Source organism: Bordetella ansorpii, assembly GCF_900078315.1.
GTDB lineage: Bacteria > Pseudomonadota > Gammaproteobacteria > Burkholderiales > Burkholderiaceae_B > Bordetella > Bordetella ansorpii.
Map to the genome: position 1 here is coordinate 101,059 of NZ_FKBS01000012.1, position 25,883 is coordinate 126,941.

General features: G+C 61.9%; 11 protein-coding genes. 6 read left to right on the plus strand and 5 right to left on the minus strand.

From position 1 onward, the window contains the following. Window positions 1–61: 61 nt before the first annotated feature. The 3 genes from A7W11_RS05550 (at window position 62) to A7W11_RS05560 (ending at window position 6,875) form a co-directional block, all read left to right on the plus strand. Window positions 62–2,410 carry a glycosyltransferase family 2 protein gene (locus tag A7W11_RS05550; RefSeq protein ID WP_066409781.1) on the plus strand — a complete coding sequence of 783 codons (2,349 nt, stop codon included), beginning with the start codon at window positions 62–64 and terminating at the stop codon, window positions 2,408–2,410. Window positions 2,411–2,439: 29 nt separating this feature from the next. Then, window positions 2,440–5,397, plus strand: coding sequence for a glycosyltransferase family 2 protein (locus A7W11_RS05555; RefSeq protein WP_162270244.1), 2,958 nt, complete (start codon window positions 2,440–2,442; stop codon window positions 5,395–5,397). Window positions 5,398–5,519: 122 nt separating this feature from the next. Beyond that, window positions 5,520–6,875, plus strand: coding sequence for a right-handed parallel beta-helix repeat-containing protein (locus A7W11_RS05560; RefSeq protein ID WP_066409784.1), 1,356 nt, complete (start codon window positions 5,520–5,522; stop codon window positions 6,873–6,875). Window positions 6,876–6,912: 37 nt separating this feature from the next. Here the strand turns inward: A7W11_RS05560 and A7W11_RS05565 are convergent, their stop codons facing one another. Beyond that, window positions 6,913–8,106 carry a polysaccharide pyruvyl transferase family protein gene (locus A7W11_RS05565; protein ID WP_066409787.1) on the minus strand — a complete coding sequence of 398 codons (1,194 nt, stop codon included), beginning with the start codon at window positions 8,104–8,106 and terminating at the stop codon, window positions 6,913–6,915. An 84-nt stretch (window positions 8,107–8,190) separates the two neighbouring features. Further along, the gene (locus A7W11_RS05570; RefSeq protein ID WP_066409790.1) at window positions 8,191–11,424 is read right to left on the minus strand and encodes a rhamnosyltransferase WsaF family glycosyltransferase; all 3,234 of its coding nucleotides are present in this window, start codon (window positions 11,422–11,424) and stop codon (window positions 8,191–8,193) included. Window positions 11,425–12,111: 687 nt separating this feature from the next. Between A7W11_RS05570 and rfbB the strand changes: the two genes are divergently transcribed. The 3 genes from rfbB to A7W11_RS05585 all read left to right on the plus strand — a co-directional run bounded on the left by rfbB (window position 12,112) and on the right by A7W11_RS05585 (window position 15,534). Continuing rightward, a complete protein-coding gene (gene rfbB / locus A7W11_RS05575) occupies window positions 12,112–13,188 on the plus strand; it encodes a dTDP-glucose 4,6-dehydratase (protein WP_066409793.1) in 1,077 nt (358 codons plus the stop codon). Further along, window positions 13,185–14,087, plus strand: coding sequence for a dTDP-4-dehydrorhamnose reductase (gene rfbD, locus A7W11_RS05580; protein ID WP_066409796.1), 903 nt, complete (start codon window positions 13,185–13,187; stop codon window positions 14,085–14,087). Before rfbB ends, rfbD begins: the two co-directional genes overlap by 4 nt. A gap of 112 nt (window positions 14,088–14,199) precedes the next feature. After that, complete coding sequence (locus A7W11_RS05585; protein ID WP_235816806.1) at window positions 14,200–15,534, plus strand: capsule biosynthesis protein; 1,335 nt, start codon at window positions 14,200–14,202, stop codon at window positions 15,532–15,534. A 209-nt stretch (window positions 15,535–15,743) separates the two neighbouring features. Here A7W11_RS05585 and A7W11_RS05590 read toward each other — a convergent pair whose 3' ends face one another. From A7W11_RS05590 to A7W11_RS05600, 3 genes are all read right to left on the minus strand, one after another. After that, window positions 15,744–16,526 (minus strand): acyltransferase, encoded by a 783-nt coding sequence (locus A7W11_RS05590; RefSeq protein ID WP_066409803.1) that lies wholly within the window; start codon window positions 16,524–16,526, stop codon window positions 15,744–15,746. Window positions 16,527–16,656: 130 nt separating this feature from the next. Then, a complete protein-coding gene (locus A7W11_RS05595; protein WP_082887120.1) occupies window positions 16,657–17,943 on the minus strand; it encodes an aminotransferase class I/II-fold pyridoxal phosphate-dependent enzyme in 1,287 nt (428 codons plus the stop codon). Window positions 17,944–18,019: 76 nt separating this feature from the next. Continuing rightward, window positions 18,020–25,633 (minus strand): type I polyketide synthase, encoded by a 7,614-nt coding sequence (locus A7W11_RS05600; protein ID WP_066409811.1) that lies wholly within the window; start codon window positions 25,631–25,633, stop codon window positions 18,020–18,022. Window positions 25,634–25,883 lie beyond the last annotated feature (250 nt).

The window sequence follows — 25,883 nt, forward strand, 5'->3', positions numbered from 1 at the left end:
GGCGGCATGCCTTCCAGCATGGCTTGCCGCCATGATCGATCAATGATTTTGTGGACAAGGAATGGAAGAACAGCTCAGGGTAAAGGTCATCGCGATTGCAAAGGACGAGGCTGCCTACATTCCTCAGTGGATCCATCATCATCTTCACTTTGGATTCGACGCGGTCGAGTTGTGGCTGAATGATATTTCGGACAATTCGCTCGCCTTGTTGCGCAAGATCCAGGCCGCGCTCGGCGCGGACGTGGTCTCGATCGTCGAGGCAGACGACGTCCTGGAGCGATGCATCAAGACCCGCCGCCATTTCCAGGAAGAGGCCTACAACCTGGCCTACCAGCGCGAAGTGAAGCAAGGGGCATTCACGCATCTCATGTTCCTGGACCTGGATGAACTGTGGACGCCCGCCAATTTCGAGGATTCGGTCAAGGACGTGCTTCGCCGTTATCCGCAATCCGATTCCATCTCGTTCCTGTGGATGGTCGACTTGCCGGACAGGCAAAGGAAATCCTTCTGCCGGCCTTTCTACCTCGAAAACAAATTTCAGAGAAATCGCCATGTGAAGTCACTGGCGAGGATTTCGCCGAATATCCAGAAAATCGGGATTCATAACCACGTAGTGAAGGACGGCGTCTTTCACCTGAGCGACGGAACGGCGTTCGAGCCCTCTCCGGATGTGCTGCGTGTCGGCTGGTCCTACATCTCGCTGCCGCAGGTCAAGGCCCGCCTCAAGCAGCCGGAGCCTTACTTCATCGTCCATCAGATCTACCGTTCGAAAGAGGAATATCTCTCGTCGCTGCTGCGTGGGCGCAGGCACACCGGGGACCGCGAGCATCTTTTCAAGACCAATCGGCAGGGTTATCTGCCGATGCATGACGAGACGCATACGGAATCCATCCGGGTGTCCGAGGCGAACCTGCGTCGTTACGATTCCGGTTATCAGGATTTCATCAAGCGGACCGGACTGCCAGAAGTCCTGCGCGCTGCCCAGGACTTCATCGTCGAGCGCTGCGAGTCCGCGTTCGCGGCCATCAAGGACGACCCCTCGATGCTCGTCAAGTATGAGCAGCAACTGCGAGGGCTGCCGGATGTCCAGGCCAAGGCGGAAGGCGACTCGATCGTCGGCAAGATCGAGGCGACGTTGAGGGCCAGCCAGACCGACTGCGTCGAGATCCGCGGTTGGGCGGCCGATGTCGGACGCAACCGCCCGCTGAAATTCCAGTTCCAGGACGATGCCGGTCAACTCGCCGCGCTGTTTTCGCAAAGAGTGGCGCGCCCGGACCTTTACGAGAAAACGAAGCCGTTGGGGCTGGATTGCGGCTTCCGCCTGGAGATATCTCCCGAACAGGCTGCAGCGATCGAGAGCGGCATTGCGGGAAATGTGTTCGAGATCATTGCCAAGACCTTCGACGGCAAGGCGCGGCACGTCTTCTCCATCGAGAAATCCGCGCTCAGGCCGGCCAGCGATGTGCCCAATCCGAAGATGCGAGAGCCCTATGGCGAGGTATCTTGCGCGGAGGTGCAGGGGGGCATGGTGCAGTTTTCGGGCCAGGTGAACAGCGGTAAGGGAGTCGCTGTTCAAGTCTATGCTGCGATGGACAGCCTGCTCTTTCCCCTGGCGATCGGCAGCTACGAGCAGGCCGCTCCCGGCGCGATGACGTTCGCCGCATCGCTGGAACTGGCACGGCTGCCGGGTGATCTCCAGGCTAAGGTGCCTAGAATCTATGCGGCGATCAATGGACGTGCATGCCCCTTGTCCATTGGCGAGAGTTACGCCTATCCCGCCAGCGACGTCGCCTCATTCTACCGGGCGAAGTTGCCAACCGCGGCATTTAGCGCGTCCTTGCCCAGGGAAGAGCATGCCAGCCTGCTGGAACATCTTCCGGGCAAGAAGACTTATCTGACGTATGGGGCGCCGGATACGGCGTCGTTGGCGTTGCAGGCGGGAGCACAGAACATCGTTGCCGTGGACAGCGATGCCGCCGTGTCAGCCAGGCTCAATGAGCATATGGCCGTGGCGATCCGCAATACCAGCCGGAATTTCTTCCCGGTCCACGTGAATCTGGGCAAGACCAAGGAATTGGGCTATCCCGTGGACGATACGGGCTGGAAGGCCTATCCGACCTATGCCTCGCTGGCGTGGGAACTGTGCGAGGCAAAAGGTATCTCTCCGGATCTGGTGTTGATCGACGCCCGGTTCCGCGTGGCCTGCTTCCTGGTGTCCGTGATGATGGCCAAGCCTGGCGCCGTCTTGTTGTTCGATGATTATTCTGATCGGCCGCAATACCATGTGGTCGAACGGGTGCTAAAGCCGGTTGAGCGGTACGGCAGGATGGCCAAGTTCGTCGTGCCTGAGCAGGTCAACCTGAAAGTCGGGCTGGCCCTTTTGTTGCGCTATTGCAGTAACGCGTTCTGACCGTGCTTCCTTTTATGCCGGATGTCGATATGGCCGAAGAAAAACGTCCTGGCGCCCACGTGCCACAGGCAGGGGAAGCCCTCTCGATTGGCGGGCATGCGGATGAGGTGGCCCACGTCTCTCTTGCCCGTTACCGGGAGTTACAATTGCATGCGCAGGCGCTCGAGCACAGGAACAATGAACTTGCTGTCGCGCTGCACCAGGCGCAGATCAAGGCATTAGTCCTGAATCACAAGTTCCGCGATGCACGCTCCGGTTTCAAGGGCGTGCTGGCCGCGCCCTTGTCGCTGGCTAGAAGCCTTCAGCGCCGCTTGTCGGGACGCTACCGGCTGCAGATGGCGCCAGTTCATCAACTGGAAGCGCACAAAAATGGGCAGTGGCTCGTCACGGGAGACACGCCGCAGTGCTTGCTCATTGCCGATCTGCGCTGGCAGCGCCTGCAGGGCTGGTACTGGCTGGATCTTCGAGTCACCGAAGCAGACGACGTGTTGGATGCGGCATTCTTCTTCGACATCGAGGGCTCCGCCGGCTTCATCAAGCGCCATTCGGTAAACGTTAGGCTGCAGGCCAGGAAAAACATCCGAATCCCATTCTACGTGCCTGCGAATTGTCGGGCGATTCGTTTCGATCCTTGCCATCGCGCGACGCGCTTCGGGTTGAGGATCGACGGATTGGTGCGCCTGGATCAGCAACCTGCGGTCGCCGGGGGCAATGAAACGATGATGCGCCGCTGGGCCCTGTTGGGAGGTGGCGTGGGCAATTGGGCGGTCCTCTCCGCAAAGGGCCATGTCGCGCCCGCGATCGGCGACGATTATCAGTGGCGCTCCGAAGGTATCGATCCCTGGTTTCAGGTGCGGACGCCTGACGATGTATTCAAGGCTGGCTGGTACAAGGTCGATCTTGCGCTCAATGCCCGGGTGCGCCGCGGCATCTCCAAGCTGTACATGAATTTCGGCGATGGCTATAACGAGGCCGACTCGGCGTCGCTGCCATATGAGTCCGGCCAGACGACTTCCCGCGTGGTCCGCTTCCACGGCCAGGCCAAGGCACTGCGCTTTGATCCAGTCGAATGCGAAACGGCATTTTCCATCGAGGGCCTGGCAGGCACGCCCATATCCGCCGAGCAGGCCAGGCAGGTCATCCTGACAAAGCTCTCCGCCGAGCACGAAGATTTCTTCGGCCAACCTTCGGACGATATCTGGGCAGCGCTCACGCGCACGGCTGGCAGCTCTGGGAAAGATCCATTGGCCATGGCCTACGAGGCCTATCAGGCGTTGCATGTCCAAGGTCGCAACACGTCGGACTACCCCGAGTGGATAGAAGCCAATGAGGGACAGTGGTTCGACGAGGATCTCGTCAGGCGGCAACGAGAGCAGTTCGTGCTCAGGCCGTTGATTTCCATCGTCATGCCGACGTACAACACGCCGCTGGCCTTGTTGCGCATCGCGATCGATTCGGTCCTGGCGCAGAGCTACCCGGATTGGCAACTGTGCATCGCGGACGATGACTCCACGGATGCTGCGGTGAGGGAAACGCTCGACGCCTATGCGCGGCAGGACCCGAGAATTCGTGTGGTGTTCCGCCCGTCGAACGGCCATATATCGGAGGCATCGAACACGGCACTCGCGTTGGCCGATGGCCAATACGTGGCCTTGCTAGATCATGACGACCAATTGGCCGAACATGCCTTGCATTATGTCGTTCATTATCTCAACCAGCATCCGCAGGCCAAGATCGTTTATACGGACGAGGATAAGATAGACATCAAGGGCGAGCGCTTCGATCCTCACTTCAAACCGGATTGGAACCCCGACCTCTGCTTCTCCCAGAATTACGTCTCGCACCTGGGTATTTACCGGCGCGACATTCTCCAGCAGATCGGCGGCTTCCGTACGGAAGTGGTGGGGAGCCAGGACCACGACCTGTTATTGCGCTGCCTGCCTTTGGTCAAGCCCTCGGAGATCATCCACGTGCCGATGGTTCTTTACCACTGGCGGGCTGTTAGGGGGTCCACGGCGCAGGCCGGTGAGCACAAGGGCTATACGGCGGAGGCTGGCATCCGCGCGCTGCAGGATTTCATGGATTCTCAGGGTGATGGCCAAGCGATCGTCGAGGAAGGCCTGGCGCCGAACACCTACCGTGTGCGCTATCCCGTCGCGGAGCCGGGGCCGCTGGTATCGCTGCTGATCCCCACCCGCGACAAGGTGGACCTGTTGCAGGCCTGCGTGTCCAGCATCCTCGAGAAAACGGAATACCGTAATTTCGAGATAATAATCATCGACAATGGAAGCGAACTTCCCGAGACGATAGATTATCTCGAGAAAATCCAGAAAGCCGAGAGCTCTGTCAGGGTCGTGCCTTATACACATCCTTTCAATTATTCCGCCATAAACAACTTCGGGGCCAGGCATGCTCGAGGTGAAATACTTGGCTTGGTCAATAACGACGTCGAGGTGATCACCCCCGGCTGGCTGACTGAAATGGTCAGTCATGCGATTCGCCCCCATATCGGCTGTGTCGGCGCTAAATTATATTATGGCGATGACACCATCCAGCATGCTGGCGTCATTATCGGGCTCGGTGGGGTGGCAGGGCATTCCCATCGATATTCCGCACGAAATGCATCCGGATATTTTTATCGATTGAAAGTGATACAGAACCTTTCGGCAGTCACGGCTGCCTGCCTTTTGGTGAGAAAATCGGTGTTCATGGAAGTCGGCGGCCTCGAGGAAAGCCTCAGGGTTGCGTTCAACGATGTTGATTTCTGCCTCAAGGTACGCAAGGCAGGGTATCGGAATCTGTGGACGCCTTACGCAGAGCTGTATCACTATGAGTCGAAATCCCGAGGCCACGAAGACACGCCTGAAAAAATGGCCAGGTTTGTGTCGGAAATTGCGTTCATGCAGCAGCGCTGGGGCGATGAGCTCAAGAACGATCCGTGCTACAGCAGGAATCTGACCTTGGCCCGAGAGGATTTCTCCTTCTGAGTGATGAGTGATGCGTGGGCGCTGGCTGCCAGGCAGCAGGCGCCCGCATTCCGTCGAGGTGTTCCTGGTGCCGCTCTTGCGAGGGCAGGCCTTTCCTGCCTGATCAGACACAAGGACTGGCCATGATCAATCGTCGACGCTTCATTTCCTCTGCCTTGGCCCTGACGGCCGCCCCTCAGGTCGTCCATGCGGCCAAGCCTTCCTCAGCACCCAATGCCACCGAGTCGCCGGGTGAAGATCCCAGGGTCCAGGAGCTGCTGGCCTACGCTCAACGGGACAGGAAGGCGGCGAAGCAGTCCAGCCAGGCCGGGGTTGCGAAGGCGATGGGCGTGCAGTACGCGGACCAGTTGGGCATTCCCTCCGATGGGACGCGAGACGCGGCGGCGCGTATCCGAGCGGCGGTGGAAAGCAACCGCACCATCATCTTCCCCCCTGGGACGTATTTGCTGGACAGTACGGACGGCCCTGTCGCGGGCGTGGCGCGCGCGCCGGCGATCGTCCTGGATGGCATCAGCAACTTCGCTCTGATCGGCATGCCCGGCGCAGTATTCAAGATGGGACCGAAAATGGCTGCGCAGAACAGCAGTTTCGTGGTTACCCTGGTCTCCGCCGGTCAGGCAAAGAAAGGGAATTACACGAGGAATATTACGATCTCGGGCTTCACGTTGATATTCAATGCCACCCGCGACGTATCGGGCGCCGTTGCCGGATTGAATATAACCTCCGCAGAAGAGGTTGTTGTCGAGAACATGGTTTTCGACGCGGGGAACTCGGCGACCGGCGTGCTTGGCATTACGGGAACAGGCGGACGCGGTCACGTATTCCGCCGTAATCGCTTCATGGGCGTGGCAACCCCGTTCGATAATTCCCAATACGAAAATTGTACGTATGAAAAAAATACGCTGATAGGCGCTGGAAAAGGAGTGACGGGTTTCAATCACTTCTATGATGTCAATACGTTGAAGAACGTGCGGCTGGAAAGGCCATTGTCGCAAGGAATAAGTTCGGGGCTGCTTGTTCTGGATAATGATATATCCGGCTATCCGAACGCAATTGCGCTGCGCGGGGCCAGGGACTCGTGGATTGACCGGAATCGCTGCCATTCCGTTGATCTCAATAATCGCCGGCCGAACAGCGGTATTTCGATCTACGCAGGCAAGGGCGAACTCGCAGCCGGATTGCAGGTAAGCGGCATCAGCGTCACCCGCAACGTCATCTATGGCTACAAGCAGAACGGGGACGGGCAGATACGCGGCATCTTCGTCAATCGCTTTGGTGGCGACCGGCCGGTGAAAAATATTTCGGTCAGTAACAACATTATCCATGACCTGGGCGGAAAGTCGGCCACGGGCGTCGATTTCGACGAACTGTCGGACGGCGATGATGTATTCGGCAATATCGTGGACGCGCCAACGGTTGCCAGGGCTTATGGCACGGGGATGCAGAGCCGGATGGGAGCGTTGGCGAAGCGCTGTTGAGCGGCTTGATGGCGGCTGCCGCCATCAAGCCGGGGAATCATACCGCGGTGCTCGGGGCTCCGTCGCACAAGGCGTTGAACGCGGGCGACGCGGGGATTTCCATTTCGTTCATCAGATTGCGGATCTTGCGTCCGAGTTCAATCCGGTGATCGTCTCGCTGTGCTGCCGTGTTCTTGGCTATTTTCTCGAATAGCCGGTCGAACTTGCCCACGGACGGGACTTCCATTGCTTGGTCCAGCGAGGTCACGGGAATCTGCAGCGTCTCGCACAGTTCGGAGGTGCGCGAATCGTGGGAAATCATGGCGGCGGGGCGCTCGGCCTGCAGTGCCATGATCGTTCCATGGATGCGCGTGCCGATGACGGCCTGATAGCGCCGTACATCGCGAATCCAGTGGTCGATGCGGACGTGGACGCGCGATCGCGCGGCCAGCAGTTCCCGGAACTCGGGGATTCTCATGCCTGGCGCCAGGCGCTTTCGAAGATGGAAAAGGGTGGAGTCCTCGACCATATGGCCGTCGCCCATGGCGAATGCCATGATCGTGGGATGCGCCTGGGTGATGTAGTCGCTATTGCGAAAGCGCACCAGATCGAACAGGCGACGTTCCAGTTCGCTGACCTTCTCCGCATGAGGATGACCCGTGGGGTAGATGCCTTCCATCAGAGCGATGGAGGAAAAGTCCTCTGCGCCAATCTTGCGGGCAACATCCTGCCAGAGCGTCCGGGATGGATTGATGAAAAATGACGGGCAACCCAGGACTTGGGCGCCGGATACGCCCAGTTCGTCGATGATCGATTTTGTATAGGCTCCGCGTACGCCGAAACCGGCGGAGCGTTTGCTGACGGCGTGCAGGTAGTCCAGGGTTCCGGCCGGAATCGTGATTTTGTCACCCATCGTGCCTGCCTGAGCGCCGATGCCCAGGCAAAAAGTCGGAAGATCCACGGTTTCGATGAACTTGGCGGGGGCGCCATAATCGATGCCGGGGTTGACCAGATTGGCTTCCGCGACGATCAGGGCTCTGGCGTTGCGCCGGACATAATCGGGATCGGTGCGGTAAGTCGTGTAGATGACATCTTCGCCGATCAGCTTGCGCATGCCGTACTTGAACGCAAAATTGCCGACATTGACGCCAGACAGCTTTAGTACGTCGGACGCATTCAGCCCGGCAGTGTCGCCGATGCCGGCGTAGTCGCTTTGCGCTTCCGTACTGATCAGCAGGATTGCAACAGTCATATGTTCCTCAGCGATTATGAAGATGAGCGCGTCGGTAGTGCGACGCACGCATAGAGGGTAGGCAGATGGCTTGCTCTGATCGAATTAATGGCTGTCAGTCCCGTCCTCTTCGGCTAGCAGCTGCTTGGATGCCGCCCATACGCCTTCAATATAGCTGATCTTCGCTTGCAGTATGTTTTTCAAATCGGATTTATTCAGGCCCAGCGTGACGGAGTCCGCCAATACCATTTTCTCGATGTGACGATTTGAATTGATCACATCGATTGCGGAGCGGAATCGGATAAGTCCGAAGTTTTGGAACAACGCCTTGCCCTCTTCGACACCGCGACGATAGGCTTCCTCGAAATTGCTGGTGTAGTCGTGGGAATGGAAAATAATTGCGGAGGGACAATAGGCGCGCGAAAACCCCGCTTCCAGCAGACGTTTCGCGATCCCCTGGTCCTCAGCGAAGTCGACCGTGGGGAATTTGAAGCGGCGGAGCAGGTCGCCGCGATAACCCGCGTTGTTGTCGCTGTTGAAGCACAGGCCTGCCTTGAAGAAGGGGTCGGTGTTATATCGGCCCGCGTGCTGGCGCCGGTTGGTGATGAAGCCGTGCTGCACGAATCCGTTGAAATGCATGATCAACTCGTGATCGTAGATCGGATGGTGCTGCGGATAGGCGCGGTGCGGGCCAAAACTGTAGCTGCAATCGGGCAGCATGCGCAGCGGCGTCAGCAGTGATTCCAGCCAGTACTCGCTGGCCGGCAGCGCATCCTGGGTCAGGTAGGCATAGAAATCCGCATGGGTCAGGCTGGCGCCGAGGTTGCGGGTTTCGCCATGCTGAAAGGTTGCGGCATCAATGGCGTGGACTGATGCCAGCTTCTGTTGCTCGATCTTCTCGATAACCGGCGACACCTGGCCATTCTTGCGGGAATCGACGATCTGGATGGTGACATCGTACGAGCAGAGTTGCCCATGTATGGCATCCAGCACTGCCAGGAAGTCTTCGTCCGGATAGTAGGTGGGAATGACGACAGTGGCCGGCTTTCGCAAGGAGATCGCGGGCGCGGACGGTTTCACCTTTTTCTCGAGCCAGGCGCCGACCCGTTCGAACTCGGCTTCCCAGGACACTGAGCGAGCGAAGTTGGTGTAGGCGTTGCGTAACTGGTCGAACGAGGCCTGGTCCAGCGTGGCCGCCAACTGAAGGACGTGGTTTGCGATGCTCTTGGCGGTGGGCATCACCGAAATGGCGCCATGCGCATCGGTGGTGTCCTGCGTGGAATCGGAAGCCGGCTGGATGACAACGAGTCCGGAAGCCGCCATCTCGACGGGCAGGATGGAGTAGTTGGTGGCCGAGGCCACCAGGCCGAACTTGGCGCGATGGAACAGGTCGGCCATCTGGTGCGGCGTGAGGATACCGGCATTGGTGACCGCCGGATCCACGTCAGGACCAGGATTGTCGTCACCGAAGATGACGATCTCGCCCTGGCCGGCCTTGGCCAGCCTGTTGGCGGCTTCAATCATGAGATCCGAGCAGCGTCTGCTGGTATGGCCGCGGACATAAACTGCGGCCAGGATGTCGCGTTGCTCCAGGGTGGGATCCTTGCGCTGGTAGAAGGGCTCTGCGCATAGTTCGAAGTGGGTGTGGTCCCCGCCTTTGTCTGCCACCAGGTTTTCCAGCCAGCCTCCGGCGCAGATGAAGTCGAACCCCATCTTGTAGGTGTATTCCGCGCGCAGGGCATCGGTACCCGCGGCGCTGAACAGGCTTTCCCGGTCCTGGACGAAATACAAGCGGACGTTCGCCTGCTTGTTCCTGGCGACGGTATAGGCGGTGGTCCAGGCCGTGGCTACCAGGAACTCGTCCTCGATGGCCTCGAAGCCGGCATCGAGCATGCGGAACGATACGGCGGTGGAAGGGAAGTAGCCGACATACTCGGCATAGAGTGCGTCGATCTGTCCCGCATCCGTGGTGCCGTCCACCCAGAAGGTCGATTCCCAGCCCAGCCGCGAGAGCGTGCGGGCGCAGCGGAAGATGGTCGTGTGTCCGCCTCCACCCTTGGAAAAAGAGGGGATGACCCAGTTCAGTACTTTGCGGCCAACCTGCGCGGCTTGGTTCATGCCGCTGTCCGGCTGGACGGTGTAAGAGCTGGGCTGATGAGCGCCGGAAGGGGCCACCAGGGGCCCCATGTCGTCACGCTCGAGCCAGTGGCCGGCCCACTCGATGGCCGAATGCAGCGTGTGCCGTTTCGCGCCCATCGCGACTTCAGCGCTGGGGAACAGGCCGCTCAGCATGCCGATCGAGAGGAAGTGCTCAAGAGCGGACAACTTCCAGCCGGCCAGGTGTGCCGCATAGCTACGGCGATAATACAGGCCGTCGAAATAAGGGTTGGGACGGGCACCTTCCAACTCGCCGAACAACTGGTAGTGTTTCCAGACGTCGATAGCGCTGGGGTCCAGGTCGGGACGATGGGTCAGGTAGCTGTTCCGGTCGAATTTGAACAACTCGCGGGCCGCAGCCAGTGCCAGTGGTGAGTACACCCTGCGACGCCGCTCTGCCGCTGCAGCAGGCGCCTGGAAGCGGCGTTTCTCGCCATATCCGTGCTCGATATAGTGCGTAACGGGATCGACCAGAAGCTGTGCGACGTCGGCATTCAATTGCCAATAGCTCAACGGCGAGAACTCGCGGTTGGGCGCCAGGAGATTTTTCCGTCCGATCGATCGATAGTGGTCGGTGGCTGCCTCTGGCCCGGCCAAACCGTGGACGCTGGCATACCACTGCGAGTCCAGCGCAGTTGTAATGCGGATCTCGGTGACTTGGGCTTCCGAGTATTGTGGCTGCTTTGGAGCACGCGCCAGGCTGGCTTTGCCGAGAGCCGGCTTGGACGAACTCGCGGCGGCGGCTTCCTGCGCTGCGGCGTCGAATGTATCCTCGGTCGTCGCTGACTCGAAGTCTGCCATCGGTGCTGCCACGGGTTGGCTGTCGGCGCCCTCGGATTGCGTGGCGGCGTCGAAAGGTGGGACAGAGGCGGGGCTGTCAGCCTGCTCGGGCCGCCTGTACTCCCGGACCTCCTTGTGGCCATACTGCAGATAGTGCAACCGGGCTTGCCATTGATTCCATTGAGCCGGCAGGTCCTCGTTCGACTTGATGTAGTACTCCCAGTCGAAGTCCGCGGGAATGCCCGTTTCTTTCAGGCCGATCGTGTCCAGCATTTCCGCGAAGGAACCGAAGCGCTTGTGCACTTCCGGTTGAGCCGCCCAATGCGCTTCGATCGCGGCATCATCGAGTCCGGCGACGTCCGGATACCAACCTCTATAGAAATCGTGGTCAAGCGTAGGCACGGGGGACTAACTCCTATCGGAAGTAATTATTCTGGAAAGGCTGGAGCCTGTTCTTCAACATCTGGGTGATGGCGGGTATGCCTGCCGGCTCAGCGGCCAGACCGTGGGCCGAGATGCAGGCGCGGTCGGTCAGGCGAATCGCATGCAACGCATTCTTCAAGGAGTAGGGCAACTCTCCAGACATGACCTTCGATCAACGCGGCAAGGACTATATCAGGCGCCAGTTGCCGCCCAATGAAGAAGCGGGTCGAGGATAGCGTGGGTGCTGGCCCGATGCGTGCATGGCAGGACCCACTTCACGGTCCTGTCGGCCTGCCCCGGTGACTATTGTAAAAGCTACCGCTCGGGCTGTGAGCCGCCATGCCCAGGCTTTCCGGCCCTGGTACACGGCCATGATGGGCAGCAGGAAAGCCGCGAGGACGGGCGCGACTCAATGCATGGCGGCATCTTGCCGCACTCGCGTGCGCGAGGTGGCCGGCGCTTCCCATTAATTTGCAACAAAGAGAGAGTGTTGTGAGTGGCGGTATCCTGGGCGGGCGACCGAAGCCGCCGAGCGCCTGCGATGCCGTGACACGAGACAATCCTCGCCCGACCTCGGCCGGCGCCGAACGGAGGGGACGCATGTCGGAGGGCTGTACTACTATTGCGGATTGTGCACTGCTTCCTCAACCTACATCAACTCGCTACATGACCATACTCGTCACTGGAGGCGCCGGCTTTATCGGTGCGAACTTCGTGCTGGACTGGACCGACAGTTCGGATGAAGCACTGATCAACCTGGATAAGCTTACGTATGCCGGAAATCCGGATACCTTGACCGCGTTGGATGGTAATCCGCGCCATCAACTGATCCAGGGCGATATCGGCGATCCCGCATTGGTGCGTGCCCTGCTGGCGAAGCATCAACCGCGCGCCATCGTGAATTTCGCTGCGGAATCGCACGTGGACCGATCGATTCATGGTCCGGCGGAATTCATCCAGACTAACGTAATGGGGACGTTCAATCTGCTGGAGGCCGTGCGGGAGTATCTGGGCACGCTGTCGGACGAGGCAAGGACGGCATTCCGCTTCCTGCATGTCTCCACGGACGAGGTCTATGGCACGCTGTCGCCTCACGATCCTCCCTTCAATGAGCAGAACCAATACGCGCCCAACAGTCCGTATTCCGCATCCAAGGCCGCCTCCGACCATCTGGTGCGCGCCTGGCACCACACTTATGGTCTGCCGGTTCTGACGACTAATTGCTCGAACAACTACGGACCATTTCAGTTTCCCGAGAAGTTGATTCCCCTGATGATCCTCAACGCCTTGTCGGGCAAGCCTCTGCCCGTCTACGGGGATGGCATGCAGGTGCGTGACTGGCTATATGTCAAGGACCATTGCAGCGCGATACGGCGAGTCCTGGACGAGGGCGCGCTGGGCGAAACGTACAACGTCGGCGGGTGGAACGAACAGGCAAATATCGACGTAGTGCGCACCATTTGCGGCCTGCTGGACGAATTGCGGCCGCTGGCGGAAGGGCGCTCCTATGCGGATCAGATCATGTACGTAAGGGATCGTCCTGGCCATGACCGGCGCTACGCGATCGATGCTCAGCGTATTGAGCGCGAGCTCGGCTGGCGTCCCGCTGAAACCTTCGAGACGGGCATACGCAAGACCGTCCAGTGGTATCTCGACAATGAGCAATGGATCGAGGGTGTCACCAGCGGCGCCTACCGGAATTGGGTCTCCAAGCAGTATGGTGCCGATGAGGCGCGCACATGAAGATCCTCATCACGGGTTGCAGGGGCCAGCTGGGGTTCGAGTTGCAGCGCAGCTTGGCGTTGTTGGGCAAGATCGTCGCCGTTGACCGCGCCGGCTGCGATCTTGCCAGCGAGGAGATCATCCGAGGCGTGATGCGCGCGCAGCGGCCCGATGTCGTTGTCAATGCCGCGGCCTACACCGCCGTGGACAAGGCCGAGCAGGACCAGACGCTTGCCGAGCAGGTCAACGGTCGCGGGCCTGGGATATTGGCCGAGGAGGCGGCGGCATTGGGAGCGCTGCTGGTGCATTACTCGACTGATTATGTATTCGACGGTGAGCAGCCTACGCCGTACGGTGTGGATACCGCGCCCAATCCCCGCAGCGTGTACGGCTTGAGCAAGTGGCACGGTGAGCAGGCCATCCAAGCCGTCGGCAAGCGTCACCTGATCCTGCGCACCAGTTGGGTCTATGGCGCATATGGGACCAACTTCCTGAAGACCATGCTGCGACTGATGCGCGAGCGCGATGCCTTGAGTGTCGTCAGCGACCAGGTGGGAGCGCCGACAGGCGCTGCGTTGATCGCCGATGTGACCTCGCACATATTGGCCCGGTACATTGCTGGCAAAGGGGCCGGATTCGCCTATGGGACGCATCACCTGGTGGCCTCGGGCGATACCTCTTGGTACGACTACGCCCGGTTCATCGGCGGCGTGGCCGAGCAGGCGGGAATGGCGTTGCGCGTCAGTCCAGGCATGATCAAGCCGATCTCGACGCAAGATTATCCCGTCCCCGCGCGCCGTCCCGCTTATTCGCGTCTGGACACGACCAGCCTTTGTGAGTCTTTCGGCGTGGTTCTGCCCGAGTGGCAGGCGGGTGTACGCCAGGTCGTGCAGTTGCTTGCATCATTGCAGGGCAAATAAAAATAATCCCAGCGGCATGGCAGGAGGCCCCGTCGTCGGTCATGGATGGCTGGGCAGGACTATTCATGCATGCGGTGGGTACAATCCGCCATCGTGCGGAACGATGGCTTAGGTGCACATTTTCGAGATGCAGCGAACTGTTCTATTCCTGCAAGGCCCCCCCTCAACATTCTGGTGCCAGTTGTGCGAGCACTTTGAGGCGGCGGGGGTAACCACGCACCGCATCAATTTGTCCATGGGCGATTGGGTCTATTGGCGCAAGCGTGGGGCCGTCAACTATCGAGGCCGTTTCAGCCGTTGGGCTGATTTCCTGCGCGAATACATTGTCCAGCACGCTGTCACGGACATCCTCTATTATGCTGATCGCCTGCCTTATCATGCGGTGGCACGGGAGATTGCGCAGTCTTTGGGCGTTCGTACCTATGCGATCGAATTCGGTTATCTCCGCCCTGACTGGCTGACTTTCGAACGTGGTGGCATGGGTGCGCTCTCCCATTTTCCTTCGGATCCGGACGCTATTCGGCGCATTGCAGCCAGCGTAGGCACATTTCAACAAGACCCGCAGCGCTTCTCTCACTCGTTCGGGCAGGAGGCCTTCAACGAGGTTTTCTACAATCTGCTTGCAACGTTGGCACCGTACCTGTTTCCGCTGTATCGATCGGACAAATACTACATGCCTCTGCTGGACTACCTGGCGTGGTTGCCGCGCTCACTGAGCAAGCGCATCCGGGAGCCGGCTCGGGTCTGGGCTGTGACGCGCTTGCGCAGCCAGCGCAAGCGCTACTGGATGCTTGCCCTTCAGATGCAGTCGGACTACCAGTTGCGGGCAAATTCCCGTTATCGGCACCAAGGCGACATGATCGAAGAGGTCATGAAATCGTTCGCGGCCTGCGCAGGAAAGGAAGACAATCTGGTCGTCAAGCTGCACCCGTTGGATAACGGCCTGGAACGCTGGGAGCGTGTCGTGGCTCGCCTTGCGCAGCGTCATCGGGTCGCGGGGCGGGTATTGGCGGTCAGCGACTGCGATCTGAAGCGTACGATGCGGCGCAGCCTGGGTGTGATTACCATCAACTCCACTGTCGGCTTGCACGCATTGCGGGCAAATGTGCCAGTTAAGGTGTTGGGCGCCGCGATATATGACATTCCAGGCCTGACACACCAGGAGTCCCTCGATTCGTTCTGGGGGCGGCCGCAGAAGGTCGACCGGCAGTTGTGCGATGCGCTTGTCAGTGCGCTGGCCTCGACGATCCAGGTGCACGGTTCGTTTTATCACCCCGCAGGCCGCGAAGCGGCTTGCAACGAGATCGTGAGCCGGCTTTTGAACGATCAGGTCAATCAGGCTGGCGCCTTTGTCGATCCTCCGCCACGACTGGAAAAATCGCTACGAGAGAATATCCCCGTGCATCATTCGTTGCGAGGCAGCGGCCTGACGCCAGCCCGCAGCTAGTGCCTCGTCTGATTAATCTAGATTCTTAAGTTCGATGTGCTAGCTCGCTGCGCCAAGCAGTTGGGCGTCGAGTCTTTGTGCAACCAACCTTGCAATGTCGCCGTGTCAGCAGAGGCAAGGAAAAAATCAGCGATCGGTCTTGCCATACTCTCTGCATCCCAAAGTGTTCAGCAGACATCTCACCTGATCTTGCCAATTTAGAACCAAAATTAATAGGACGGAATACTAGCCACCTGGTGCTCGGGGCAGGGCGTGTTGAATGCAAAGCAGCGCTCGCGCAGTGCCTCTCGCCGCTGTACATACTCGGCGTGTCTGTGCGATTTTTCCATTTCAGAATACGTGCTGGAGGACATGCGCGACCATGCGATTCCGGGGCGGACCAACTTGGCCGGAACCCCGGCGTAGAGATTGTCCGATGCGGCGCAGGCATGCCCGTTGACCAGTGAGCGTTGTCCGATGACAGAGCCAGAGCCGATGCGAGATCCTTTTCCAAGACTCACATCCCGGCCCAGCCAGACGTGGTTTCCGACGTGAATTGATGCCACTGGGTTGATTCTTTCGCCGCTGGCTAGATCGTAGATGCCGTGATGGTCGGTCGTGTCACCGATGATCCTTGTCGACAGCATGCACTCGTCGCCGATCATGAATTTGGTACCTGCAGCAATCTGTGCGGTCAGGCTGCCGACTGTCGACAAGGCGCCGAACCAGAAGACGCTGTTGCTACCCAGAACGATGACTGTGGAATCGGTAAACCGCGTACCCGCGCCGATCACGACCACATTGCCGGTGCCGGATATTCGAATATTGGAGGTGTTGCTGACGCTGCCGCTGCCCCAGATGATCAGATTGCCGCTCGGATTCGCGCACTGTACTTTAGCTTTGCGCGCGCCTTCCCCGGTCAGCTCCCCGTCACTGGCGTGCAGGCAGTCTCTTTGTTCAAGCAGCAATTGTTCCTGCTTGGCATGCGCGACTGCAATATCGAACAACTCCATTGATCCTCTCTTGTGTACCCAGATTCAGTTTGCCTGCGAGCAGAATCTTAATAAACGACTTTGAGAACTACAAGGCGAATTCCTCTGGGACAGGGCAGGTCCGATGGGGGGCCATTATGGTGATGACGGCTCAGATAGTCTGGATGTGCTGTGTCAGTGTCTCGATCGTTTGGAGAATCTGCCCTTCGCTGTGCATCGCGGAGACGAAGAACCGCAGCCGCGCCGATTGCTCCGCGACGGCAGGATAGAGAATCGGCTGCACATTGATGCCGCGCTCGAACAGCGCAGCTGATAGCCTGGCCGCCCGCAACGAACTGCCGACGATGGCGGGAATCACCGCCAGGCCGGTGCTGTAGCCGGTGTCGATGCCGTTTGCCTTGGCCTGGTCCAGGAACAGCGCACCGCGCTGCTGCAGTGTTTTCACGCGTTCCGGCATGGCAAGCATGCCCCGCAACGCAGCCAATGAGGCGCCGGCCACCGACGGCGGCATGCCCACGCTGTACAGAAAGCCCGGCGCCAGGAACTTCAGGTGTTCGACCAGCGCGGTTTCACCCGCAATGTAGCCCCCACAGCCCGCGAGCGCCTTGCTCAGGGTACCCATCCAGATGTCGACCGCGTTGCCGGGCAGCCCGAAGTGTTCGCGGATGCCGCGGCCGGTGGCGCCCATCACGCCTAGCGAGTGCGCCTCGTCGACCATCAGGAAGGCATGATGGCGCTGCTTGATGTCGATGAAGCGGGGCAGGTCGGGGTAGTCGCCGTCCATGCTGTAGATGCCTTCCAGCACGATCAGCACGCGTTCGAACTCGTGCCGCTGGCTGGCCAGCAACTGGTCGAGCGCGTCGGCGTCGTTGTGCGGGAAGGACAGGCGCTTGGCGCCCGACAGTTGGATGCCCTGGAGGATGCTGTTGTGGATCAGTTCGTCGTGGACGACCAGGTCGCGGGGGCCGAACAGGTAGCCGATGGTGGTGACGTTGGCGGCGTGTCCGCTGACGAAGGTGACGGCATCATCGACGTCGTACAACTGCGCCAGTTCGCGCTCGAGTTCGCGGTGGATGGGCCGCTCGCCCGAGACGAGGCGGCTGGCCGACACGGAGGTGCCGTACTGGTCGATCGCATCCTTGGCGGCCTGCGACACCTCGGGATCGCCCGACATGCCGAGGTAGTTGTAGCTGGCGTAATTGATGTACTTCTTGCCGCCGATGCGCGTTTCGGCGCCGGCGATGCCCTCGTGCAGCTTGAAGAACGGGCTGCGCACACCCATGCGCGCGGCGCCATCGTTCATGATGCGCAGATGCAGGTAGCCCGGATGTTGATCGAAGCGCGTATAGGCCTCGGGTATCACGGGCTTGTCCGTCTTGGGCAGCGGGATGGTGGGACGGCCCTGGTCCTGGCCTGCCTGTCGCAGCTTGCGCTCCATGGCCTGCTGGATCAGCTTGTTCTTCAGTCCTGCGGTCAGGCCCGGCAGGCCCTTCTTGGAGTTGGACACAGCGTACTCAGTGAATCATGCGTTGCGTGGACAGCTCAGGGCCGGCCTTCAGGTCGTCGGCGAGCTGCGCGACGACTTCACTGGGAACGTCATCGTCGATATGTTGCGCGACGACTTGAGCAATCTGGCTCGTGACGGCGTCGGGCTGTTCGGTATTGTCGCCGCGCAGCAGCTCGATGAGCTTGCTGGCCAGCCGGGCGGTGGTCGGGCTTTCGTTCAAGGCCATGACCGGCAGGCGGATGCCGAAGCGATTTTCGACCGCGACGATCAGTTCGACGCCCATCAGCGAATCCAGGCCCATGTCGTAGATGGAGCGTTGCGGGTCGATCTTGTCGACCGGTACGCGCAGGATCTCGCCGACTTCGCTCTTGAGCATGTCGATGAAGGCGTGGTGCAGCGCATCGTCGTCCAGGGTGGCCAGCATGTTCGCGATATCAGGGCTGCCGGCATCGTCCGCCTCGCCGGTCGAGGCACGCCGGGCGATCCATGAGAACTTGGGCGAGCCGGCGCTGGGCAGGAAACGCGCCAGGGCGCGCCAGTCCAGCTCCAGAACCCCCAGGTCGGGCGTATTGGACAGCAGCATGTCCTCCAGCACGCGCAAGGCGAGGTCGGAGGACAGCGCCGTGCCGCCCATGCGTCCCTGCAGGGCGTCCTTGACCTTCTTGTTGCGGGCGAGATAGCCGACGTCGTCGATCGCCCCCCAGCGCACGCAGGTCGCGGGCAGGCCTTGCGAGACGCGGTGGCGCGCCATGGCTTCCAGCCACCCATTGGCGGCCACATAGTTGGCCTGGCCGGGGTTGCCGAACAGTGTGGTGCCCGACGAATAGAAGACGAAGAAGTCCAACGGCATGCCGCGCGTGAGTTCATCCAGATGCAGGGCGCCCAGCACCTTGGGTGCGAGCACGCGTTCGATCTGCGCGGCGTTGGTGCTGCGCACCAAGCCGTCATCGATGACCATCGCCGCGTGCACCACGCCACGCAGTGCAGGCATGCCAGCGGCGACCTCGGCCAGCACGCCGCTCAACGCTTCGCGGTCCGTGACGTCGCAAGCAGGCGCGTGGACGGTGACGCCGCGCGCCCGCAAGGCGTCGACGGCCTGTTGCGCGGCTTGCGAGGAGAGGCCGCTGCGCGTCAGCAGGACGAGATTGCGCGCGCCCTTGTCGGCCAGCCAGTTGGCGGTGCGCAGGCCGAAGCCGGACAGGCCGCCCGTGACCAGGTAGGTGGCGTGCGGCGACAGTTCGAGCGTGCCACGCAGGGCGGCAGGGCGGCGCGCATCGCGGATGCCGTTGCGATACGTGACGACGATCTTGCCGATCTGGCGGGCCTGCTGCATGTGGCGGAATGCGTCGACGACGTTGTTGGCGTCGAACGCCTGGTAGGGCAGCGGGTGCAGCACGCCGTCCTGGAACCGTTGCATGACTTCGGCGAACAACCGGCGCGTCAGCGAGGGCCGTTCCTGCATCAGTTGGTCGGCATCGATGCCGAAATAGCTGATGTTGTTGCGGAACGGACGCAGTCCGATGCGCGTGTTCTCGTAGAAATCGCGCTTGCCCAGTTCCAGGAACCGGCCGAAGGGCTTGAGCACACGCAGGTTGCGGTTGATCGCTTCGCCTGCAAGGGAGTTCAGCACGACGTCCACGCCACGCCCGCCGGTCTCGGCCAGGATGTCGTCGGCGAAGGACAGCGAACGCGAGTCGTAGATGTGCTCCACGCCCATCAGGCGCAGGAAGTCGCGTTTTTCGTCCGAGCCCGCGGTGGCGTGGATCTCGGCGCCTACCCATTGCGCGTACTGGATGGCGGCGATGCCCACGCCGCCGGCCGCACCGTGAATCAGCACTTTCTCGCCTTCTTCCAGGCGGGCCAGGTGATGCAGGGCGTAGTAGACAGTGAAGAAGGTGCTGGGGATCGTCGCCGCCGCCTCGAAGGACATGCCATCGGGAATGCGTGCGATACCGTTGGTATGCGTCAGGGCAATGTTGCCGAAGCTGGCGGGGCCGAATCCGACCACCGCGTCGCCGGGCTGATAATCCGTGACCGAGCTGCCCACGCGTTCGACGATGCCCGCGAACTCCAGTCCCAGCGTCGGGCCGGCGAAGCCGTTCTCGATGGCTTCGTCGGACAGCAGGCCCAGGGCATACATGACGTCGCGGAAATTCAGGCCGGTTGCCTGGATGCGGACCTCGACCTGTTCGGCGCCGGGTGCGGTGCGCGGCTGGGCGGACCAGCGCAGGTTGCGCAACTGGCCGGGCATGTCGAAGCCCAGGCTCAGCGTGCTGTCGTCGCCGGCCTTGAGGCTGGCCGGCAGGGTACCGGGGCGCGCAGTCTGCTGCAGGCGCGGCACGTGGCGGGCGCCGTCGGCGTCCAGCGCGACTTCCTGTTCGGCGTCCGGCGCGGTCAGCTCCAGAAGCAGGGCGTCCAGCGGCAGTGGGCCGCTCAGCGGCAGATCGACCAGGCGCACACTGAAACCGGCGGCTTCGTTGAGAAGCGTGCGGCCGTAGTTCCAGAGCGCGGCGTCGTTAAGCGCGGCGGGCGAACTGCCGCCATCGGGCATGAACGGGGCCGCGCCTGTCGTCAGCAGCCACAGCGTGGGGGTCAGCCCGGCCTGCTCGCAGGCCTGCGCCAAGCCTGCTGCCAGCGCGCAGCGGCGGACCTGCTCGGCCAGCAACTGGCGCGGCGTATCGTCCGCGCGCTGCTGCCCCAGGCCGTCGAGCAGCACGACGCCGTGCAGACGGCCCAGGCGAGGCAGTGCCTGGCTGAGTACAGCCTGCAGCGATTCGGGGGTGCAGTTCTCCTGGATCATGACTGGCGCGCCGGTTTCGCCCAGGCGCTTCGCCAAGGACTGAGTCTGTTCACGGCGGTAGGAGCGGGAGGTGCCGGACAACAGCAGCCAGCCGCCATCCACTGCCGGCAATGCGGCCTGCTCGGACGGCGCGGCGTCCAGGCCCGCCATCAGCAGATAGGGGCCGCAAGCGCCGCCAGGAACGAATTCGAGAGGGGCTCGGCAGACGAAGCCGCGTTGCAGCAGCAAGGCTTGCCAGTAGGCCAGGGGATACTGGGTACTGACCTTGCCGCCGTTCAGATCGCTGGTCCACCAGTTTTGTTGGGCCCCGAATATGAAATCGAGCCAGGCAGCCGGATGCGCGCCCAGCAGCATCAGCGTGGCGCCTGGCTTCAGGTTGCCGTGGGCGTATTGCAGGGCATGGGTGATGGCCTCCGGCGTGTCGAAGTCGCTGTGCAGCAGGATCAGGTCCGCGGCCGGTCCGCTGGCCGGCTGGGCGGGCTCGATCAGCACGGTGCGCAGGCCGGGATGGCGGTCTTGCAGGCGAGCCGCCTCGTCCAGCGCCGCGCGGGACGGGGTGGCGTAGATATAGTCGCAGGAGGCGGTATCCAGCGCGTGGCAGAGGCCATCGGCGAACAACGGCTGGGAGTTGCCGATCTCCAGGATGGAGACGCGCTGGCCGGCCGGGCGCGTCTGCATCGCCAGCGTCAGTTGGGCACACAGCGATTCACTGATGCGCTGGCTGGCGGCTTCGCCGATGATCTGCCGAGCCAGAGCCGAGGGGGTGACGCCGCGCGGGCAGACGTCGGCGAACGGCTGCGTGCCCGCCAGCAGTGCGGGCAGATGCAGGCCGACACGCCCGACGGCGTGCACGACGGGAAAGTAATCCGAATATTCGCGGACCAGGCTGTTCCAGATGTCAGTGATCCGCGGATCATCCTCTCGGGGCGCGGTAACCCGCCACTGGTTGCGTCCATCGGGCGTCAGATCGCCGGTGCGCTCCGCTCGGGCCACCAGCCAGTCGAGCAGCGAGGCGGATTGCGGTGCAGCGTCCCGGCAAGCCTGTAGCGCGGCCGAGGTCAAGCGCCCATTCCTGGACAGGCCATAAAGGGCTTGCGTCGCATAGCGGTCGCACAAGCCATCCAGCAGCGGATCGACTTCGTGTTGATAGCGTTCGTGCACGCCGTCCTTCGCAGCCTGCCGCAGCGTCTCGCGCAGCGCGTCTTCCAGGCGGGACGGCTGCAGCGCGGCGTTGGCTTGAACCGCCTTGAGCGGGTGCGGGACGGGCACCGCGACATAGTCGAGGAAGCTGAGGTGGTCGACGGCGGCCTTGGACAGCCGCACGCTACGAAAGCGCGCCTGCTCAATGACGGCGATGAGGCTGCCTTGCGCATCGAACAGTTCGAATTCCGCCGTCAGAGAATGGGGCGCCCGCGACAGCAGGCGCGCGCGCACCTGATGGGGCACGCCACCCTGGCGCCAGCGCAATCTGCCGATCTTGGCGGGTACGAAGGCGATGCCCTGGCCCAGCACCGGATCGTCTTTCATCATGTGGATGATCAACTGGAAGGTGCAGTCCAGCAGGGCGGGATGCAGCAGGCTGCCGGGCAGGCTTTCGGACAGCGTGGCGTCGGGTTGCAGCAGGGCGCAGACCGTGCCGTTCGGTTCGATCCAGCCTTGGGCAACAGCCTGGAAGGCCGAGCCGTAGTCGAGTCCGGCCAGGTGGGTCAGGGCGAGGTGATCGGCTCCGGTGAAATCGTGCGGTCGCAGGGGCAGCGACGGCGCCGTGTGTTCAGCAGGCATGCCGCGCGCTTCGGTCAGCACCCGTCCACTGGCGTGCACCGTCCAGGGATCCGTGCTGCCGACCTCCTTGCCGCGCAAGGAGAACCGGCCATCGGAGGCGTCCAGGGCCATGCGGACCAGCTTGGACGGCGCGGCATCCAGCAGCAGCGGAGCATGGATTTCGAGTTCTTCGATATCGGCGAACTCGCCGGGCTGCCATTGCCGCGCGGCCGCCAGGGCAATCTCGGCGAAGCCCGACCCCGGAAACACGGTAGCGTCGCCCACGACGTGATGGCCGAGCCACGGCACGCAACGCGTGTCGAGCTGGTTCTCCCAGGTGAGATCGTGCTGGCGCAGCGGATAACCCAGCAGTTCGTGTGCGCGGACGCGTTCGAGCTGGCCCAGAGCCTGCGGCGTGACGGGATGCCAGTGGCGCTCGCGTTGCCAGGGATAGGCAGGCATGGTGACGTGCCGGCCTTCCCAGGGGAACAGGAAGGGCCAATCGACCTGTGCGCCGCTCAGCAGCAGTTGGCCGGTGGCATCGCGCACCCGTGCGGGATCGTCGTCTCCTCGCGTGCAGGTGTTGACAACGCGGCCAGCCAGGCCGGCGGCCTTCAGGCTGTCGTTGACGTAGCCGCGGAGCACGGGATGCGGGCCGATTTCGGCGTATACGGTGTAGCCTTGGGCCGTCAATGCCGCAAGCGCCTGCGCGAAACGCACCGGCCGGCGGATGTTGTGCCACCAGTAGGCGCCATCGAGCGTGGTGCCGTCGGCCTGCGCGCCAGTGACCGTGGAGAAGAACGGGATGTGGCCCGCCAGCGGAGCGATGGCGTCCAGCGACTGCAGCAGCGGGCCTTCGAGCGTATCCATGGCGCTGCTGTGGAACGCGTAGTCGAGGTCCAGCCGGCGGTAGAACAGGCGCTGGTCGGCCAGGGTCTTGCCGATCTGTTCGAGCGCACCCGGGTCGCCCGCGAGGGTGGCGCCGCGGGGACTGTTGCTGCCCGCCACACAGACGGCCTCATCCAGGCGCAGTTCGGCAATGAGCGCGGCGGCCGCGGTGGCGTCGATGCCGACGGCGGCCATCCGGCCGTTGCCGCGGGTGGCGCCCTGCAGGCGGCTGCGGTGGAAGATCACCGCCACGGCATCGGGCAGCGACAGCGCACCGCACGCCCAGGCCGCGGCGACTTCGCCGACGCTGTGGCCGACCACGGCGACGGGGCGGATGCCGCGCTTGGCCAGCATGCGGGTAACGCCCAGTTGGACGGCGAACAGGGCTGGCTGGGCGATTTCGGTGCGGTCATAGGCCGAGGGGCCATCGTCGCGGCGCAGTTCGGCGGCAATGGACCAGTCAGCGTATTCGCGGAACAGGGCGTCCACTTCCTCGACGGTTTCCGCGAACAGCGGATCACCCATCAGCTTGCGGCCCATGCCGGACCATTGCGAGCCATTGCCCGAATAAACGAACACCGGGCCCTGGCTCTGGGCCAGGCGCTGGCCCGTGCTGACGAGGTGCTTGGGGGCTTCGTCCGCGGCGAACTGATCGAGCAACTGTGCGATCGCTTCGCTGTCCGTACCGTAGACCACCGCCCGTTCGTCGTGCCAGTCGCGGCGGCGCGCGGCGTGATAAGCAATGTCGTACAGGGCGCGTGCCGGCTGGCTGCGCAGCACTTGGGCCATGTCGCGTGCCGCATCGTGCAGGGCGGCGGCGGTGCGGCCCGTGACGACCACCGGGATCGCGGTGGTCGACGTCAACTGCGCGGCACGGGCCGCCGGAGCCTGCGGTGGCGTCTGCAGGATGGCGTGCGCGTTCGCCCCGCCGAAACCGAAAGAGTTGACGCCGATGGTCAGCGTGCCTGTGCCACGCAATTTGCGCGCACGCGTGACGACTTCGATGTTCCAGTCGTCGAAACGGATGTTCGGATTGGGGGTGCGGATGCCGATGGTCGCGGGGACGGTGCGGTATTTCAGACTGTAGATGGCTTTGACCAGGCCGGCGACGCCGGATGCTGCTTCGAGGTGGCCGAGATTGCTCTTGATGGAGCCGATGGGCAGCGGGGCAGCCTCGGCACCGCGCGCCCGGCCCAGCGCCATCCCGATGGCGCGCGCCTCGATGGGGTCGCCGACGGCCGTGCCGGTGCCGTGCGCTTCGATGTAGTCGATCTGTGCCGGGTCGATGCCGGCGCGCTGGTAGACCTGGCGCATCAGCGCGATCTGGGCGTCGGCATTGGGCACGGTCAGCCCGGATTTGCGGCCATCGGTGTTGACCGAGGTGCCGGCAACCACGGCCAGGATGGGGTTCCCGTCGGCCACCGCCTGGTCATAGTCCTTCAACAGGAAGAGGCCGCCGCCTTCGGAGCGCACATAGCCGTCACCCGAGGCGTCGAACACCCGGCACCGGCCATTGGGTGACAGCATCGACGCCTTGGAGAACGTGATGAATCCGTAAGGATGCAGGTGCAGGCTGACGCCGCCCGCGATGGCCTGGGACACTTCACCGCTGGAAATGGCCGCGCATGCCTGGTGAAAGGCAACCAGCGAGGACGAACACGCGGTGTCCACGGCCATGCTGGGACCGTGCAGGTCGAATACGTAGGACAGGCGGTTGGCGGCGATGCTGGCGGTGTTGCCGGTGGCGAAGGACGAGTCCAGCGCGTTGAAATCCTCGGCCAGGCGATAGGAATAGTCGGCGCTGGCGATGCCGATGTAGACGCCGCAGTCGCTACCGCGCATGGCGGATGGCTTGATGCCGGCGCTTTCGATCGTTTCCCAGCACATCTCCAGCAGCAGGCGCTGTTGTGGATCCATGAGGGCGGCTTCGCGGGGCGAGATGCCAAAGAAGTCGGCATCGAAGCCGGATACGTCCCCGATCGAGCCCGCCGCGAACGTATAGGAGGTGCCGGGGTGTTCTTTCGAAGGATGCAGATACGCGTCGTGAGCCCATCGCCGGCTCTCGACCTCGGTGACCAGATCTTTGCCTTCGAGCAGGTCGTTCCAATAATTCTGGATGTCGGTACTGGGGAATCGGAACGACAGACCGATGACGGCGACGCGCTTTGGCATAAACAGGTTTCTTCCCTCATGAGGCCGTCTGTAAACAGCTTGCCCCGAAAAATCTTATTGGTATTGGCAGACAAACTGCATCGTTCTTTTCAGGTTTTTGGATTCAGGCGAAAAAAATGCCCGACAGTCTGAGAAAAACGTTATGGCATAGTAATGGATACGACGATATGAGGGCCTGAAGCGCGGAGTAATCGGCACGATGTAAGTGCCGTCTTACGATGGATTTTAGGGATACTCGCCCCCATTTTAT